This is a genomic window from Pseudomonas kielensis (assembly GCF_014236655.1).
GTDB lineage: Bacteria > Pseudomonadota > Gammaproteobacteria > Pseudomonadales > Pseudomonadaceae > Aquipseudomonas > Aquipseudomonas kielensis.
Window position 1 is genome coordinate 163,302 of the sequence record NZ_JACMYG010000008.1, and the last position, 17,425, is coordinate 180,726.

Sequence of the window (17,425 nt, forward strand, 5' to 3'; positions counted from 1 at the left end):
GATCCTTTGGTTTTTGTTTTCAGGAAGCCTGTTTATAGAATAAAAATTCCTTCCTATCAATTTTAGAATAAATATTTAAATGCCGCCGCTGAGCGCTCCCCTGCAAAGGTGGCTGTTCTTCGCTGCGCTTGGCACCGGGCGCCAGTGCCTCGATCAGTCTTCGAACCCGACCTGCTCGTGAATCTCATCGACTTTCAATTCCAGTCGATAAGCCACGGCGATAAACAACGCCTGACACAGGCACAAGGTCGCACTCAACGAGCGGAAGGCAAACGAGCTGCCTTCGTTGACCAGCAGCACGGTATTGGCGCGCTTGGCCAAAGGCGAAAGGTTACTGTCGGTGATGATCAGGGTTTTCGCCTGATGATGCTGGGCGATGCGCAGGCAGTGCTGGGTTTCCTTGCCGTACGGCGTGAAGCTGATGGCGATCACCAGGTCATTGGCACGCACACTGCGCATCTGCTCGCGGTAGCTTCCGCCGAGCCCCGAGACCAGATGGATACGCTTGTTGGTGTGTTGCAGGTTGTAGACCAGGTAATCGGCCACCGCGAACGAACGGCGCACGCCGACCACGTAGATATTGTCGGCATTCACCACCAGGTCCACGGCCTTGTCGAAGGCCTGGTCATCGAGTTCCAGCCCCAGTCGTTCGATGCCCGACAGCGTGGCATTGATGCACTCGCGCGCCAGATCGCCGCCGCTGGCCTTCTGCGACTTGTTGGCGATCATGCTGCGAATGCGTTGCTGGTAGTTCTGCACCGGCGTGGTCTTGTGGGTATACGCCTCGCGGAAAAGCGCCTGCATTTCGCTGAAGCCGCTGAAGCCAAAACGCTGGGAAAACCGCACGATGGCCGACGGGTGCACTTCGCACTCGCGAGCGATGTCACTGATGCGATCGACCATGATCCGGTCGCTTTGCTGGCTCATGTAACTGGCGATGCGTTTGAGCTGGCGCGGCAGGCTTTCGTATTCATTGGTGATCAGTTGCAGCAGACGCTCGGCATTGATCGGGGGGCTGACAAGAGGGCTCTCGGACGTGCTCTCGGTCGTAGCCGGCTGATCGGTGGGGGACATTGGGGAATCCTTCTGGCTTGTACTTATAGGGACGATTTTCACCTCGCCCCCTGACAATAGGTTGACTCTGCGCAGTCTACAGGGTCGGCCTGAATAAAATCTTGAGCCTTGCAGCGGTGCGATGCTTGCTGAAACGATGTACCGCGTCTGGAGCGCTTGTACCAAAGCTTATTGGAAAAAATATTCCATGTAAAAAATAATTGGAATAATTATTGATTGTTCGGTCCGGGTCGTTTTAGTCTGCATCCCACCAAGAGTGTTCGGCGCCTTCATCGCCCCGAACGCAGGCTGATAAAAATAACAGGAGCCAGCATGGGCCAGACTCGTTTTGCCAGTGGGCGTCAATTGGATCTGATTTGCCTCGGACGCCTTGGCGTCGACCTCTATGCGCAGCAAGTCGGGGCGCGGCTGGAGGATGTGAGCAGCTTCGCCAAATACCTGGGCGGTTCGTCCGCCAACATCGCGTTCGGCACCGCCCGGCTGGGGCTCAAGTCGTCGATGCTGAGCCGGGTAGGGGACGACCACATGGGCCGCTTCCTCGTTGAATCCCTGGCCCGTGAAGGCTGCGATACCAGTGGCATCAAGGTCGATCCTGAGCGCCTGACCGCCATGGTGCTGCTGGGTCTCAAGGACCGCGAAACCTTTCCCCTGGTCTTCTACCGCGAAAACTGTGCCGACATGGCGCTGCGGGCCGAAGACATCAGCGAAACCTATATCGCCTCCAGCAAAGCCTTGCTGATCACCGGAACGCATTTCTCTACCGACGGCGTGTACAAGGCGAGCATTCAGGCGCTGGACTATGCCGAGAAACACAATGTCAAACGGGTGCTGGACATCGACTACCGCCCGGTGCTCTGGGGGTTGGCCGGCAAGGCGGATGGTGAAACCCGTTTCGTCGCCAGCCAGAACGTCAGCCAGCATGTGCAGACAATCCTTTCGCGTTTCGACCTGATCGTCGGCACTGAAGAAGAGTTTCTGATTGCCGGTGGCGCCGAGGATTTGCTCACGGCGCTACGTAACGTCCGGCGCTTGAGTGCTGCAACCTTGGTGGTCAAGCTCGGCCCGCAAGGCTGCACGGTGATTCACGGCGCGATTGCGGCACGACTTGAAGACGGCGTGATTTATCCTGGCGTGCAAGTACAAGTGCTCAATGTGCTGGGTGCCGGTGATGCCTTTATGTCGGGCTTCCTCAGTGGCTGGCTGGAGGACGCCAGCGATGAGCGCTGCTGCCAGTTGGCCAACGCCTGCGGCGGCCTGGTGGTGTCGCGCCATGCTTGCGCCCCGGCGATGCCGACCCGCGCCGAACTGGATTACCTGTTCAACAGCCCGGTGCCGATTACCCGTCCGGACCAGGACGCCGTGTTGCAGCGCCTGCACCAGGTCAGCGTGCCGCGCAAACAGTGGAGGCAACTGTTCATCTTTGCCTTCGACCATCGCTGGCAACTGGTGGAGCTGGCGCAAAAGGGCGGCCGTGACCTCAACGCCATCAGCGAACTCAAGCAACTGTTCATCCAGGCCGTGGAACGTGTCGAAGCCGATTTGCGCGAGCAAGGCATCGACGCCGATGTTGGGCTGCTGGCCGATCAACGTTTCGGCCAGGACTCACTGAACGCCGCCACCGGTCGCGGCTGGTGGGTGGCGCGGCCGGTGGAAGTCCAGGGTTCGCGGCCATTGGCCTTCGAACACGGCCGCTCTATCGGCAGCAACCTGATTGCCTGGCCACAGGAACAGATCATCAAGTGCCTGGTGCAATTTCATCCCGATGACGAGCCTCTGCTGCGTCTGGAACAGGAAGCGCAGATCAAGGGCTTGTATCAGGCGTCCCAGGTCAGCGGTCATGAACTGTTGTTGGAAATCATCCCGCCCAAGGATCACCCCTCGGCCCACCCTGACGTGTTGTATCGCGCCCTCAAACGCCTCTACAACCTGGGCATCTACCCGGCGTGGTGGAAGATCGAAGCGCAAAGCGCCGAGGAGTGGCAGCAACTCGACGCGCTGATCCAGGAGCGCGATCCGTACTGCCGAGGGGTGGTGTTGCTGGGCTTGAATGCTCCGGCATCAGCGTTGGCCGAAGGCTTTCAGCAGGCCAGTAAGAGCCAGACCTGTCGCGGGTTCGCCGTCGGCCGGACCATTTTCCAGGAACCGAGCCGCGCGTGGCTGGCCGGGGAAATCGACGATGAAGTGCTGATTGAGCAGGTGCAAGGCACCTTTGTCGAATTGATCGATGCCTGGCGTGCGTCCCGCGCTTGATGAAGCACCGTAATACCCCTGTGGGAGCGGGCTTGCCCGCGATAGCGATCTAGCCGACACATTAATGTTGAATGTGCCGCCGTAATCGCGGGCAAGCCCGCTCCCACAAGGGTTCAGCGTCGTTCTTACTGATGTGTGTAAAACAATAAAAGGTGCAGCCATGCCCGCTATCCGAATTGGCATCAACCCGATCTCCTGGAGCAACGACGACCTGCCGTCCCTCGGTGGCGAGACGCCGTTGAGCACCGCCCTGAGCGAAGGAAAGGAAATCGGCTACGAAGGTTTCGAACTCAACGGCAAATTCCCCAAGGACGCCAAAGGCGTCGGCGACGTGCTGCGGCCCTACGACCTGGCGCTGGTGTCCGGCTGGTACTCCAGCCGTCTGGCCCGCCGCTCGGTGGCGGAGGAAATCGACGCCATCGGCAGCCATCTCGAGCTGTTGGCGAAGAACGGCGCCAAGGTGCTGGTTTACGGTGAAGTCGCCGACTCCATTCAAGGCCAGCGCATTCCGCTGGTTGAGCGCCCACGTTTGCACACCGAACAGGCCTGGCAGGAATATGCCGACAAGCTCACCGAACTGGCGCGTTTCACCCTGTCCCAGGGCGTACGTCTGGCCTATCACCACCACATGGGCGCTTACGTCGAATCCCCGGCGGACATCGACAAGCTGATGGCGTTGACCGGCAGTGAAGTTGGCCTGCTGTTCGATTCGGGCCATTGCTACATGGGCGGCGGCGAACCCTTGCAGGTGCTGCGCAAGCACATCGACCGTATCTGTCATGTGCATTTCAAGGACGTGCGCAAACCGGTGGTGCAGCTGGCGCGCAACAACCTGTGGAGCTTCCCGGACTGCATCATCAACGGCACCTTCACCGTGCCCGGCGATGGAGATATCGACTTCGGCTCATTGCTCGACGTGCTGCTGGCCGCCGATTACCACGGCTGGCTGGTGGTCGAAGCCGAGCAGGACCCGGCGGTGGCGCCGAGTTATGTCTACGCGAAAAAAGGCTACGACACCTTGCGGGCGTTGCTCGACGCGAGGGTTGCGTCATGAGCCTGCTGGTCAAAAGCAACGCCCGCGGCCGCACCATGGTCGAGTTGGGCGACGGCGAGCTGCAATACGTCGGCTTCGCGGCTTATCGCTTGGGCCTGGGTGAAACCCTACCGGTCTCGGCAGGTGGTAAAGAATTATGCCTGGTGCTACTCAGCGGCCGGGTCAGCATCAAGGGCGAAGCGCCGGGGCAGGGCGCGTTCGACTGGGACAACATTGGCGATCGGCAGTCAGTGTTCGAAGACAAGTCTCCGTTCGCCGCGTACTTGCCGCCTGGCAGTCAAGCCCAGGTGGTCGCCCTCAGTGATGTGCAAATTGCCGTGTGCGCTGCGCCTGGTTCGACCACCGAAGCCCTTGGCCCACGGTTGATCAAACCAGACACGATGAAGCGCAGTGTGCGCGGCAAGGGCGCCAACACCCGTTACGTCTGCGACATCCTGCCGGACACCGCGCCCGCCCATTCACTGCTGGTGGTCGAAGTGCGCACACCGTCCGGGCATTCCTCGAGCTATCCACCGCACAAGCACGACACCGACGACCTGCCGCACCAGAGCTTTCTCGAAGAAACCTATTACCACCAGATCAACCCGCCCCAGGGCTTCGTGTTCCAGCGGGTGTACACCGACGATCGCAGCATCGACCAGGCCATGGCCGTGGAAAACAGCGACCTGGTGGTCGTGCCCAAGGGCTATCACCCGGTCAGTGTGCCGTACGGCTACGAGTCCTATTACCTGAACGTGATGGCTGGCCCGAAACGCGTCTGGCAGTTCCATAACGATCCGCAGCACAGCTGGCTGCTGGATCTCTGAATTCCAACGTCTGAATTCCACTATCTGCACGGAGAACAATAACGATGAGCGACGCCCAGGTTGTAGGCCATTACATAGACGGTCAGGTGCAAGACAGCGGCAGTGAGCGGTTCAGCAATGTCTTTAACCCGGCGACCGGCAGCGTGCAGGCCCGGGTCGGGCTGGCCAGCGAGAAGACGGTAGACGAGGCTGTAGCATCCGCCCTCAAAGCCTTTCCAGCCTGGTCCGAGCAATCGTCCCTACGGCGTTCGCGGGTGATGTTCAAGTTCAAGGAATTGCTCGACCGCCATCACGATGAACTGGCAGAAATCATCAGCCGCGAACACGGCAAGGTGTTCTCCGACGCCAAGGGCGAAGTCACCCGTGGCATCGAAATCGTCGAATACGCCTGCGGTGCGCCGAACCTGTTGAAAACCGAATTCAGCGACAACATCGGCGGCGGTATCGACAACTGGAACCTGCGCCAGCCACTCGGCGTTTGCGCCGGGGTTACGCCGTTCAACTTTCCCGTGATGGTGCCGCTGTGGATGATCCCGCTGGCGCTGGTCACCGGTAACTGCTTCATCCTCAAGCCCTCCGAGCGCGATCCGTCCGCCAGTTTGCTGATGGCTCGCCTGCTGACCGAAGCGGGTTTGCCGGACGGGGTGTTCAACGTGGTCCAGGGCGACAAGACCGCGGTCGACGCCCTGCTGCAGCACCCGGACATCGAGGCGATTTCCTTTGTCGGCTCGACGCCGATTGCCCAATACATCCACCAGCAAGCCACCTCTCGCGGCAAGCGCGTACAGGCCCTGGGCGGGGCGAAAAACCACATGATCGTCATGCCCGATGCGGACCTGGACCAAGCGGCGGATGCCTTGATTGGTGCGGCTTACGGCTCGGCCGGTGAGCGTTGCATGGCGATCTCGATTGCCGTGGCGGTCGGTGATGTGGGCGATCAGTTGATTGCCAAACTGCTGCCGCGCATTGATCAACTCAAGGTCGGTAACGGCCTGCAGGGCGACACCGACATGGGGCCACTGGTCACCGCCGAGCACAAGGCCAAGGTCGAAGGGTTCATCGATGAAGGTGTCGCCCAGGGCGCACAGCTGATTGTCGACGGTCGAAACTTCAAGGTGCCGGGGGCCGAGAATGGCTTCTTTGTCGGCGCGACCCTGTTCGATAACGTCACCACCGAGATGAGCATCTATCAGCAGGAAATCTTCGGTCCGGTGCTGGGCATCGTGCGGGTTCCGGATTTCGCCAGCGCCGTGGCCCTGATCAACGCCCACGAATTCGGCAACGGCGTGTCGTGTTTCACCAGCGACGGTGGGGTTGCCCGAGCCTTCGCCCGCAGCATCAAGGTCGGCATGGTCGGCATCAACGTGCCGATTCCGGTACCCATGGCCTGGCATTCGTTCGGTGGCTGGAAACGCTCGCTGTTCGGCGACCACCATGCCTACGGCGAAGAAGGCATCCGCTTCTACAGCCGCTACAAAAGCGTGATGCAGCGTTGGCCCGACAGCATCGCCAAGGGCCCCGAATTCAGCATGCCGACGGCTAAATAGTTCACTGCGCGGAGAACAACAATAATGAGCAAGCCCCTGCGTTTCGCCTTGAACCGTATGGTCGCCCCCCGCTTGTCGCTGCCAGATTTCATCGAGCTGGCGGTGACCCTCAAGGCCGACGCCATCGAGATTCGCAATGACCTCGAAGGCATCGAGATCGAAGACGGCACGGCACCCGAACGCGTGCGTGAGTTATGCGCGGCCAAAGGCATCACCGTGCTGTCGATCAACGCGCTGTACCCGTTTGATGTGTGGAACGACGAGCGCCGTGAGCAAGCCTTGAAGCTCGCAGCCTATGCCCGGGATTGCGGCGCGCAAGGGCTGGTCATGTGTCCCTTGAACGGCCGTGCCGACCCGCGCAGCGAAGCCGAACGCGCTTCAGGCCTGCGCACGGCATTGAGTCAGCTGGCGCCGATCCTGCGTGATCACGGCATTCTCGGCTTCATCGAGCCGCTGGGTTTCGAAGAGTGCTCGCTGCGCCGTAAACGCACGGCGGTGGAGGCGATCAAGTCCATCGGCGGGCTGGATGTGTTCCGGTTGGTCCACGACACCTTTCACCATCACCTGGCCGGCGAGCACGAGTTCTTCCCTGAGCTGACCGGGCTGGTACACATCTCCGGCGTCGAAGATGCCGAGGCGCCGTTGGCCACCCTTCGTGACGGGCATCGGGTGTTGGTGGGCGAGGGCGACACTCTCGGCAACGCCGCGCAGATCGACACGTTGCTCAGTAGCGGCTACAGCGGCTACCTGTCGTTCGAACCCTTTGCTGACTGCGTGCATGGGCTGAAGAATATCGAACAGGCGATCGGCGCGAGCATGGATCACCTGCACAAATCCCTAGGTTAATGGAGATCCCTGTGGGAGCGGGCTTGCCCGCTCCCACAGTTGATCGCATTCCACAACGCACACCGGATTTAGCTTCAAAGGAAGGTGCAAGCATGACCACAACAAGACTGACCATGGCCCAGGCCCTGGTGAAATTCCTCGACAACCAGTACATCGAGGTCGATGGCGTTCAGAGCAAATTCGTCGCCGGGATCTTTACCATTTTCGGCCACGGCAATGTGCTGGGTCTGGGGCAGGCACTTGAGCAGGACAGCGGCGACCTGATCGTCCATCAGGGCCGCAACGAGCAAGGCATGGCCCACGCCGCGATCGGTTTCGCCAAGCAGCACCTGCGGCGCAAGATCTACGCTTGCACCTCGTCGGTGGGGCCAGGCGCGGCGAACATGCTGACCGCGGCCGCCACCGCGACAGCCAACCGTATTCCCTTGCTACTGTTGCCCGGCGATGTCTACGCCTGCCGTCAACCGGACCCGGTGCTGCAACAGATCGAGCAGTTCCATGACCTGAGCATCAGCACCAACGACGCGTTCAAGGCGGTCAGTAAATACTGGGATCGCATCAACCGTCCCGAGCAGTTGATGACCGCAGCAATCCACGCGATGCGTGTGCTCACAGATCCTGCGCAAACCGGCGCCGTGACCCTCGCCTTGCCGCAAGACGTGCAGGCCGAGGCATACGATTATCCCGATTATTTCCTGCAAAAACGCGTGCACCGCATCGAGCGTCGTCCAGCCACCGAAGCCATGCTCGGCGATGCACTGGCGTTGTTCAAAGGCAAGCGTAAACCGTTGATCATTTGCGGTGGCGGGGTTCGTTATTCCGGTGCCAACGCCGCATTGCAGGCATTTGCCGAGCGCTTTGACATTCCTTTCGCCGAAACCCAGGCCGGCAAGAGCGCGGTGGTGTCCAGCCATCCGCTGAACGTCGGTGGCATCGGGGAAACCGGTTGCCTGGCGGCGAACCTGCTGGCCAGGGACGCGGACCTGATCATCGGCATTGGCACCCGTTACAGCGACTTCACCACCGCGTCCAAGTCATTGTTCCAGCACCCGCAGGTGCAATTTCTCAACCTCAATATCAGCCCCTGCGACGCCCTGAAACTCGACGGCGTGCAATTGCTGGCGGATGCCAGAACCGGTTTGTCGGCGTTGGCCCAAGCGCTGGGTGACTATCGCTCGAGTTGGGGCGATCAACCCCGTCAGGCCAAGGCGCAACTGGATGAGGAAGTCGATCGCCTCTATCAGGTGGAATTCCAGGCCAAGGATTTCGTCCCGGAAATCAACGACCACATGGACCCGGCGGTGCTGCGCGAATTCATCGAGCTGACCGGCTCCTGCCTGACCCAGAGCCGTGTGCTCGGCGTGCTCAACGAAACCCTGGCGGACGACGCCGTGATTGTGGCCGCCGCCGGTAGCCTGCCTGGCGACTTGCAGCGCAGTTGGCGCAGCAAGGGCGTGAACACTTACCACGTCGAGTACGGCTATTCCTGCATGGGGTACGAGGTGAATGCTGCGTTGGGTGTGAAACTTGCCGAGCCAGATCGTGAGGTCTACGCGCTGGTGGGCGACGGCTCCTACATGATGCTGCACTCGGAACTGGCGACCTCGATTCAGGAGCGGCGCAAGATCAACGTGGTGCTGCTGGACAACATGACCTTCGGCTGCATCAACAACTTGCAGATGGGCAACGGCATGGACAGCTTCGGCACTGAGTTCCGCTTCCGCGACCCGCAAACCGGCAAGCTCGATGGCGGCTTTGTGCCGGTGGATTTCGCCATGAGCGCGGCGGCCTATGGCTGCAAGACGTACACAGTGACCAGTGTTGAAGCGCTGAAAGCCGCACTGGCGGATGCGCGCTTGCAGACGGTTTCGACACTGATCGACATCAAGGTTTTGCCCAAGACCATGATTCACGGCTACCTGTCGTGGTGGCGGGTCGGCGTGGCGCAGATTTCCACCAGCGCCCGCACCGATACGGTGGCCAAGACCCTCAACGAACGACTGGCCAAGGCCCGTCAATACTGATTGCCCTGAAACGAACAAACAGGAGTTTTATATGTCTTTGAAGCTTGGCGTCATCGGCACCGGGGCCATCGGCCAGGACCACATCCGGCGTTGCAGTCAGACCTTGCTCAATAGCCAGGTTGTGGCGGTCACCGACATCAACCTGCAACAAGCGGCCAAGGTCGTTTCCGACCTCAAGCTGACCGCCGAGGTTTATCCCGACGGTCACGCCCTGATCGAGGCGCCAGACGTCGAGGCGATCCTCGTGACCTCCTGGGGGCCGAGCCACGAAGCGTTCGTGCTGGCCGCGATTGCCGCCGGCAAGCCGGTGTTCTGTGAGAAACCGCTGGCCGTCACTGCCGAAGGCTGCCGCAAGATCGTCGAGGCGGAAGTGGCGCACGGCAAGCGGCTGGTACAGGTCGGTTTCATGCGGCCGTACGACGAGGGGTATCGGGCGCTGAAATCGGTGATCGACAGCGGCCAGATCGGCGAGCCGTTGATGTTGCATTGCGCCCACCGCAACCCGACCGTGGGCGAGAACTACAAGACCGACATGGCAATCACCGACACCCTGATCCATGAGCTGGATGTGCTGCGCTGGTTGCTCGATGACGACTACGTGTCGGTACAGGTGGTATTCCCTCGCAAGACCAGCAAGGCCCACGCTCATTTGAAAGACCCGCAGATCGTGCTGCTGGAAACCGCCAAGGGCACGCGCATCGATGTGGAAGTGTTCGTCAACTGCCAGTACGGCTACGACATCCAGTGCGAAGTGGTGGGGGAGACCGGCATCGCCAAACTGCCGGAACCGTCGCAGGTTCAATTGCGCAGCGGGGCGAAACTGTCCAATGCGATTCTGATGGACTGGAAGGACCGGTTCATCGCCGCGTATGACGTCGAGTTGCAGGCGTTCATCGATGGCGTACGGGCCGGGCAGGTTGGCGGTCCTTCGGCGTGGGATGGCTTTGCGGCGGCGGTGGCGGCGGATGCGTGCATCGAGGCGCAGAGCAGCGGGCAGATCGTAAAAGTCGGCCTGCCAGAGCGCCCGTCTTTCTACGACTAACAATGTTCCCCTGTGAGAGCGAGCTGGCTCGCGGTTGCGATCCAACAGTCACCCCGTTTTCGAAGGTGCTGTCGTCATCGTCGCAACGCTGCCCGGAACAAGCTCGCCCCCACAGGGGCCGCGCTCCATAAGGAAAACACAATCATGCGCATCGGACTTGTCGGATACGGCCATGGCGGCCGGTTTTTCCATGCTCCACTGATCAGCAGTTTGCCGGGTGCCACCTTCGTCGGTGTGGTGACCCGTTCAACGGAACGGCGCCGCTTGCTGGGGGCAGAACACCCCGGCGTGCCGGCCTTCGACAACATCGGTCAACTGGTCGAAATCGGGGTCGATGTGCTGGTCGTGTCGACACCGCTCAAAGGCCGCCCGGCGCTGGTACTCGACGCCATCGAACACAACGTGGCGGTGGTCAGCGACAAGCCGTTCGCCGCTGATGCGCAACAAGCGCAAACCCTGATCACCATGGCCGAGCGTCAGGGCGTGCAACTGAGCGTCTACCAGAACCGGCGCTGGGACTCGGACTTTCTGACCGTGCGCAAACTCATTGAGTCCGGTGCGCTGGGCCAGGTCAGCCGTTTTGAATCGCGGATCGAACGTTACTCGCCGCAGTCGGTGAACAACGGCAGTGGTGGCGGTTTCCTGCGTGATCTGGGCAGTCATCTGGTGGATCAGGCACTGCTGCTGTTTGGCCCGGTCTCCCAGGTTTATGCCGAGCTGGATTATCTGGAGAAAGACCAGACGTTCGATAACGGCTTCTTTATGTCCCTGACTCACGCTAGCGGTGTGATCTCGCACCTGGGCGGCAGTTGCTTGCAAAACACCCCCGGCCCGCGCTTTCGCGTGACCGGCACTCAGGGCTGCTACAGCGTCGACGGTCTGGATGGGCAGGAGGCGTCGGCCCTTGCCGGGCTCACGCCCAAATCCGAAGGCGAGCGCTGGGGCGTCGAAGAGCATCGCCGCTGGGGCTGGTTCGAACAGGGCGAAGTGCGCGAAAGGGTTCCCTCCGAACGAGGTTGCTGGAATCAGTTCTATTTACAACTGCAAGCCGCATTGCAGGGCGGTGGCCCACTGCCTGTGGACGCCCGCGATGCACTGGCGACCACCCGTGTGCTAGACGCTGCGCGGCTGAGTTTCGAGCGCCATCAGGTGGTGCAATTGAGCCCCTTCGAGCGTCGCTGAACAAAATTAGAATAAAATTCTAAAATGAGTTGATATGGAAAATATTTTCCAATAAAGTCATTTCCAGCGAACTGCCTCGCACCCGGCTCCAACACTTTTCCCGCTTGCCCGCTTACTGAAATCGTCACGCCTTATCCATAAAACCAACAAGAATGTGGAGAAAGACCTTTCATGAAGACCAAGATCCGTTTCGCCTCACTTGCCTTGTCACTGATGTTCGCCAGTGGCGCTGCCCTCGCTGACATGAAGATCGGTGTCAGCATGTCGCAGTTCGATGACACCTGGCTGACCTATCTGCGTGAATCCATGGACACCAAAGCCAAGTCCTATCCCGATGGCGTCAAGCTGCAGTTCGAAGACGCACGCAGCGACGTGGTCCGGCAGTTGAGCCAGGTAGAAAGCTTCATCAGTCAGAAAGTCGACGCCATTGTGGTCAACCCCGTGGATACCGCCGCCACCAAAAAAATCACCGAAGCGGCGGTCAAGGCCGGCATTCCGCTGGTGTACGTCAATCGGCGTCCCGATGACCTGAACCTGCCCAAAGGCGTGGTCACTGTCGCCTCCAACGATATGGAGGCCGGTCAGATGCAGATGCAATACCTGGCCGACAGAATGGGCGGCAAGGGTGACATCGTGATCCTGCTGGGCGACCTGGCGAACAACTCCACCACCAACCGTACCAAGGGTGTCAAAGAGGTGCTGGCCAAGTACCCGAACATCAAGATCGAGCAAGAGCAAACCGGCATCTGGTTGCGGGACAAGGGCATGACCCTGGTCAACGACTGGCTGACCCAGGGCCGCAAGTTCGACGCGGTCGTCTCCAACAATGACGAGATGGCCATCGGTGCCGCGATGGCCCTGCAGCAGGCCGGAGTCGAAAAAGGCAGCATCCTGATCGCCGGGGTCGACGGTACGCCTGACGGTTTGAACGCCGTGAAGAAAGGCTCTCTGGTCGTGTCGGTGTTTCAGGACGCCAAGGGGCAGGCAGACGGTTCGATCGAGACAGCCGTGAAAATGGCCAAAAACGAGCCGGTAGAGCCTGCCGTATGGGTGCCGTATCGCTTGATCACCCTGCAGAACGTTGACCAGTTCAAATAGTCCGTCCGCTCAATAACAACAATAAACACGCAAGGTGGCAACCGCGACCTTGCTGATGGAGTACCTGATCATGTTCGCTTCAGCGACTGCTAAGAGCACCCCGTTGCCGGGTGTCCAGCCAACCGCAATACCTGTCGATGAGCCGTACCTGTTGGAGATCGTCAACGTCAGCAAGGGTTTCCCCGGGGTGGTGGCCTTGTCCGACGTCCAGTTGCGGGTACGCCCCGGTTCCGTGTTGGCCCTGATGGGCGAGAACGGCGCGGGCAAATCCACCTTGATGAAAATCATCGCCGGCATCTACCAGCCAGACGCCGGCGAACTGCGCCTGCGGGGCAAGCCGGTGGTCTTCGAAACGCCCCTGGCAGCGCTGCAGGCCGGGATCGCGATGATCCATCAGGAGCTCAACCTGATGCCGCACATGAGCATCGCCGAGAACATCTGGATCGGCCGTGAGCAGCTCAACGGTTTCCACATGATCGACCACCGGGAAATGCACCGTTGCACGGCGAAGCTGCTGGAGCGCCTGCGCATCAACCTTGATCCGGAAGAACAGGTCGGCAACCTGAGCATCGCCGAACGGCAGATGGTCGAGATCGCCAAGGCGGTGTCCTACGACTCCGACATCCTGATCATGGACGAACCGACTTCGGCCATCACCGACAAGGAAGTCGCCCACCTGTTTTCGATCATTGCCGACCTCAAGAGCCAGGGCAAAGGCATCATCTATATCACCCACAAAATGAATGAAGTGTTCAGCATCGCCGACGAAGTGGCCGTGTTCCGCGACGGCGCCTACATCGGCCTGCAACGGGCCGACAGCATGGACGGCGACAGCCTGATTTCGATGATGGTCGGGCGTGAACTGAGCCAGCTGTTCCCGGTGCGTGAAAAGCCGATTGGCAATCTGTTGTTGTCGGTGCGCGACCTCAAGCTCGATGGCATCTTCAAGGAGGTGTCCTTCGATCTGCATGCCGGCGAGATCCTCGGCATTGCCGGGTTGATGGGCTCGGGGCGGACCAACGTTGCCGAGGCGATCTTTGGCATCACCCCCAGCGACGGTGGCGAGATTCGCCTTGACGGTGAAGTGGTGCGCATTACCGATCCGCACATGGCCATCGAGAATGGCTTTGCCCTGTTGACCGAGGATCGCAAGCTCAGCGGCCTGTTCCCGTGCCTGTCAGTCCTGGAAAACATGGAAATGGCGGTGCTGCCGCACTTCGCCGGTCGCGGTTTCATCCAGCAAAAAGCCCTGCGCGCCCTGTGCGAAGACATGTGCAAGAAGCTGCGGGTGAAAACGCCGTCGCTTGAGCAATGCATCGACACCTTGTCCGGCGGTAATCAGCAGAAGGCCTTGCTGGCGCGCTGGCTGATGACCAATCCACGAGTCCTGATTCTCGACGAGCCGACCCGCGGCATCGATGTCGGCGCCAAGGCCGAGATTTACCGGCTTATCTCCTACCTCGCCAGCGAAGGCATGGCGGTGATCATGATTTCCTCGGAACTGCCGGAAGTGCTCGGCATGAGCGATCGGGTCATGGTCATGCACGAAGGCGACCTGATTGGCACTCTCGACCGCAGCGAAGCGACTCAGGAGCGAGTGATGCAACTGGCCTCGGGCATGTCCGCGGTTCACTAATGGGCCGGCGCTGGCTCGGCCAGCGTCGACGATGCGATAGAAGGGTGAGTGGTTATGAATGCGATACTGGAAAACAAACCAGCAACGGTACCGGTCAAGAGTCGCCGACGCTTTCCGACTGAACTGAGCATCTTCCTGGTGCTGATCGGCATCGGCCTGGTGTTCGAGGTGTTCGGCTGGATCGTGCGCGACCAGAGCTTCCTGATGAACTCCCAACGCCTGGTGCTGATGATCCTGCAAGTGTCGATCATAGGCCTGCTGGCCATTGGCGTGACCCAGGTCATCATCACCACCGGCATTGACCTCTCATCAGGCTCAGTGCTGGCATTGTCGGCGATGATCGCCGCCAGCCTGGCGCAGACCTCGGACTTCGCACGGGCGGTATTCCCGTCACTGACGGACTTGCCGGTATGGATTCCAGTGATTGTCGGGCTCGGTGTCGGGCTGTTGGCGGGGGCAATCAACGGCAGCATCATTGCGATCACCGGGATACCACCGTTCATTGCCACCTTGGGCATGATGGTCTCGGCCCGTGGCCTGGCGCGTTACTACACCGAAGGCCAGCCGGTGAGCATGCTATCGGACTCCTACACGGCCATTGGTCACGGTGCGATGCCGGTGATCATTTTTCTGGTGGTGGCGGTGATCTTTCACATCGCACTGCGCTACACCAAGTACGGTAAATACACCTACGCCATCGGCGGCAACATGCAGGCGGCGCGCACGTCCGGTATCAACGTCAAACGCCATCTGGTCATCGTCTACAGCATCGCCGGGTTGCTGGCGGGACTGGCGGGTGTGGTCGCTTCGGCTCGTGCCGCCACCGGGCAGGCCGGGATGGGCATGTCCTATGAACTGGATGCGATTGCCGCCGCGGTCATCGGCGGCACGAGCCTGGCGGGCGGGGTGGGGCGCATCACCGGCACCGTCATCGGCGCACTGATCCTTGGGGTGATGGCCAGCGGATTCACCTTCGTCGGAGTCGATGCCTACATTCAGGACATCATCAAAGGCTTGATCATCGTGGTCGCGGTGGTCATCGACCAATACCGCAACAAGCGCAAACTCAAGCGCTGAGTGTGACTGCAAACAGCGAGGGCCTGTTCCGGCCCTCGCTTGCCCATATTCCCAGCACGCATTGAAACGGGTTGCCGCGTTCTCGACGGCGTTACGTGAGCGGCTTTCCCGTCGGGTCAGACTCGGCGCTGGCCTACTGCCCAGGCTTGGCCGGTGGCGGCCCCTGCATGAAGTGTTGATGGCGCATCATGTTGTCCATCATCATCTGTTGCATCCCCGTGTACCTGTCCATCATGTACTGGTGTTGATTCTTCTGCTCCGGGGTCATGTTCGAGTAGTCCTGCCACCCCATCATGTGGCTACCTCCCATCATGTGCCCTTTGCCCATCATTCCCGGCCCCCACATACCGTTCATCATGCTCATTCCATTTTGCATGGTGTTCCAATGCTCCTGAAGGAGCTTCTGGCGCTGTTGGGGATCCTGGGTTTGCTGAATTTGCTCCATCTGAGCCTGCATCTTCTTGAAGATGTCTTGCGCCTGAACCATCTGCTTATCGAACTCGGCCACATTCGGGGCCTGTTGTTGCGCCTGCGTCACTTGGGATGGCTCTGCTGCCAATGCCCACAAGGGGACTAACGAAGCGGTGAGGAAGAGCACGGCCAATCTGCTGTTTTTCATGTCAGGCTGCCTGGGTAGGGGTGAGCTGAAGCAAATGCCGAGTTGCCAAAATTGAAAGCCTCAGCATGACCCTTGAACAAATAGCAGAGCCGTCGCAAGCGCCTTTGACATACATCAGATACTGAAGTGATTGCCGCCATTCGCAGGTGCCACCCACCACCGCGTGTTCGTTTTCCCGGCGCTCTGCCTTTCAATGGTTTCGCCGAGTCTCCAGCGCAGTAAACAACAACATGCCGGCCAGCATGGCCAACATGAACACAATCACTTGCCAATGTCCGGTGAACACAATGGCCACTGCGGGGCCAGGACAGATGCCCGCTATCCCCCAGCCGATGCCGAACAACAGGCTGCCGCCCACCAAACGCGGGTCCAGCTCACGTTTGCTCGGTAGCTGCATTGGCCTTCCCAGCAGCGAGCTGGATTGTTGCCGCGCCCAGGTGAGCGGGCCAACGGCTACGCCAATGGCGGCGACCATGACCAACGCCAAGGAAGGGTCCCAGGCACCGGCCACATCCAGGAAAGCCAACACTTTTGTCGGGTTGGCCATGCCTGCCAGAAGCAGACCCAGGCCGAACAGCAGGCCAGAAATGAACGCACTCAGCTTGATCATGTTCAGCCCCCCAGCAGATGACGCAAGACGAACACCGTGGCGAAACCACTGAACATGAAGCACGCCGTGGCGACCATCGATCGCGGCGAAAGGCGCGATATGCCGCACACCCCATGCCCACTGGTGCAACCCGAGCCGTAACGGGTGCCGATGCCCACCAGTAAGCCCGCAACCGTGAGTCCGAGCCAGCCACTCTGGAACTCAATTTTGGGCAGGGTAGCAAACAGTCCCCATACCAGCGGCGCGATGAGCAGGCCTAGGAGAAACAGCGCTTTCTCGATTGCCCCTTCGCTGCGGCGCTGTAACAGACTGCCCATCAGGCCGCTGATGCCTGCGATGCGCCCGTTGGCAACGACGAACAGACTGGCCGCCAGGCCAATCAATGCGCCACCGGCAAGGGATGACCAGGGAGTGAAATTGAGCCAATCGATATTCACGAAGCTTCTCCGGCACACAGGTTCAGACAGGGGTTGGGTCACGGCCAATGCCGCGCTGAGCAATGCGGCTCATGGCAGCCACGTGGGTGGCATTGTCACCCACGTGGCTGGAAATCTGAAGCA

At 60.2% G+C, this 17,425-nt stretch carries 15 protein-coding genes; 11 read left to right on the forward strand and 4 right to left on the reverse strand.

Annotated features, from left to right (window positions below):
- Nucleotides 1-153 precede the first annotated feature (153 nt).
- Nucleotides 154-1,074, reverse strand: a complete 921-nt coding sequence (locus H7995_RS10780; protein ID WP_166591862.1) for a MurR/RpiR family transcriptional regulator — start codon at nt 1,072-1,074, stop codon at nt 154-156.
- 312 nt (nt 1,075-1,386) lie between these two features.
- Here H7995_RS10780 and H7995_RS10785 point away from each other — a divergent pair, with 312 nt between their 5' ends.
- The 11 genes from H7995_RS10785 (at nt 1,387) to H7995_RS10835 (ending at nt 15,636) form a co-directional block, all read left to right on the forward strand.
- On the forward strand, nt 1,387-3,324 hold the full coding sequence (locus H7995_RS10785; protein WP_182344217.1) for a bifunctional 5-dehydro-2-deoxygluconokinase/5-dehydro-2-deoxyphosphogluconate aldolase: 1,938 nt from the start codon (nt 1,387-1,389) through the stop codon (nt 3,322-3,324).
- A gap of 160 nt (nt 3,325-3,484) precedes the next feature.
- Nucleotides 3,485-4,378, forward strand: a complete 894-nt coding sequence (gene iolE, locus H7995_RS10790; protein WP_166591860.1) for a myo-inosose-2 dehydratase — start codon at nt 3,485-3,487, stop codon at nt 4,376-4,378.
- Complete coding sequence (iolB, locus tag H7995_RS10795) at nt 4,375-5,184, forward strand: 5-deoxy-glucuronate isomerase (protein ID WP_166591859.1); 810 nt, start codon at nt 4,375-4,377, stop codon at nt 5,182-5,184. Before iolE ends, iolB begins: the two co-directional genes overlap by 4 nt.
- 44 nt (nt 5,185-5,228) lie before the next feature.
- Complete coding sequence (locus H7995_RS10800; protein WP_166591858.1) at nt 5,229-6,731, forward strand: CoA-acylating methylmalonate-semialdehyde dehydrogenase; 1,503 nt, start codon at nt 5,229-5,231, stop codon at nt 6,729-6,731.
- 24 nt (nt 6,732-6,755) lie between these two features.
- Nucleotides 6,756-7,577, forward strand: coding sequence for a TIM barrel protein (locus tag H7995_RS10805; RefSeq protein WP_185818350.1), 822 nt, complete (start codon nt 6,756-6,758; stop codon nt 7,575-7,577).
- Nucleotides 7,578-7,669: 92 nt separating this feature from the next.
- The gene (gene iolD / locus H7995_RS10810; protein WP_182344221.1) at nt 7,670-9,601 is read left to right on the forward strand and encodes a 3D-(3,5/4)-trihydroxycyclohexane-1,2-dione acylhydrolase (decyclizing); all 1,932 of its coding nucleotides are present in this window, start codon (nt 7,670-7,672) and stop codon (nt 9,599-9,601) included.
- Nucleotides 9,602-9,632: 31 nt separating this feature from the next.
- Nucleotides 9,633-10,643: a bifunctional inositol 2-dehydrogenase/D-chiro-inositol 1-dehydrogenase gene (gene iolG / locus H7995_RS10815; protein ID WP_166591855.1), complete on the forward strand. Its 1,011-nt coding sequence runs from the start codon at nt 9,633-9,635 to the stop codon at nt 10,641-10,643.
- A gap of 144 nt (nt 10,644-10,787) precedes the next feature.
- Nucleotides 10,788-11,825 (forward strand): Gfo/Idh/MocA family protein, encoded by a 1,038-nt coding sequence (locus H7995_RS10820; RefSeq protein ID WP_166591854.1) that lies wholly within the window; start codon nt 10,788-10,790, stop codon nt 11,823-11,825.
- A 171-nt stretch (nt 11,826-11,996) separates the two neighbouring features.
- Entirely contained in the window at nt 11,997-12,923 is a 927-nt protein-coding gene (locus H7995_RS10825) for a sugar ABC transporter substrate-binding protein (RefSeq protein WP_166591853.1), read from the forward strand.
- Nucleotides 12,924-12,993: 70 nt separating this feature from the next.
- Nucleotides 12,994-14,559, forward strand: a complete 1,566-nt coding sequence (locus H7995_RS10830; protein ID WP_185818351.1) for a sugar ABC transporter ATP-binding protein — start codon at nt 12,994-12,996, stop codon at nt 14,557-14,559.
- A gap of 54 nt (nt 14,560-14,613) precedes the next feature.
- Nucleotides 14,614-15,636, forward strand: a complete 1,023-nt coding sequence (locus tag H7995_RS10835; RefSeq protein ID WP_008063531.1) for an ABC transporter permease — start codon at nt 14,614-14,616, stop codon at nt 15,634-15,636.
- Nucleotides 15,637-15,769: 133 nt separating this feature from the next.
- Here H7995_RS10835 and H7995_RS10840 read toward each other — a convergent pair whose 3' ends face one another.
- The 3 genes from H7995_RS10840 to H7995_RS10850 all read right to left on the reverse strand — a co-directional run bounded on the left by H7995_RS10840 (nt 15,770) and on the right by H7995_RS10850 (nt 17,302).
- Entirely contained in the window at nt 15,770-16,255 is a 486-nt protein-coding gene (locus H7995_RS10840; protein WP_166591851.1) for a hypothetical protein, read from the reverse strand.
- Nucleotides 16,256-16,445: 190 nt separating this feature from the next.
- Entirely contained in the window at nt 16,446-16,865 is a 420-nt protein-coding gene (locus H7995_RS10845; RefSeq protein WP_166591850.1) for a DUF6691 family protein, read from the reverse strand.
- Between the two features lie 2 nt (nt 16,866-16,867).
- On the reverse strand, nt 16,868-17,302 hold the full coding sequence (locus H7995_RS10850; protein ID WP_166591849.1) for a YeeE/YedE family protein: 435 nt from the start codon (nt 17,300-17,302) through the stop codon (nt 16,868-16,870).
- Between the last annotated feature and the right edge of the window lie 123 nt (nt 17,303-17,425).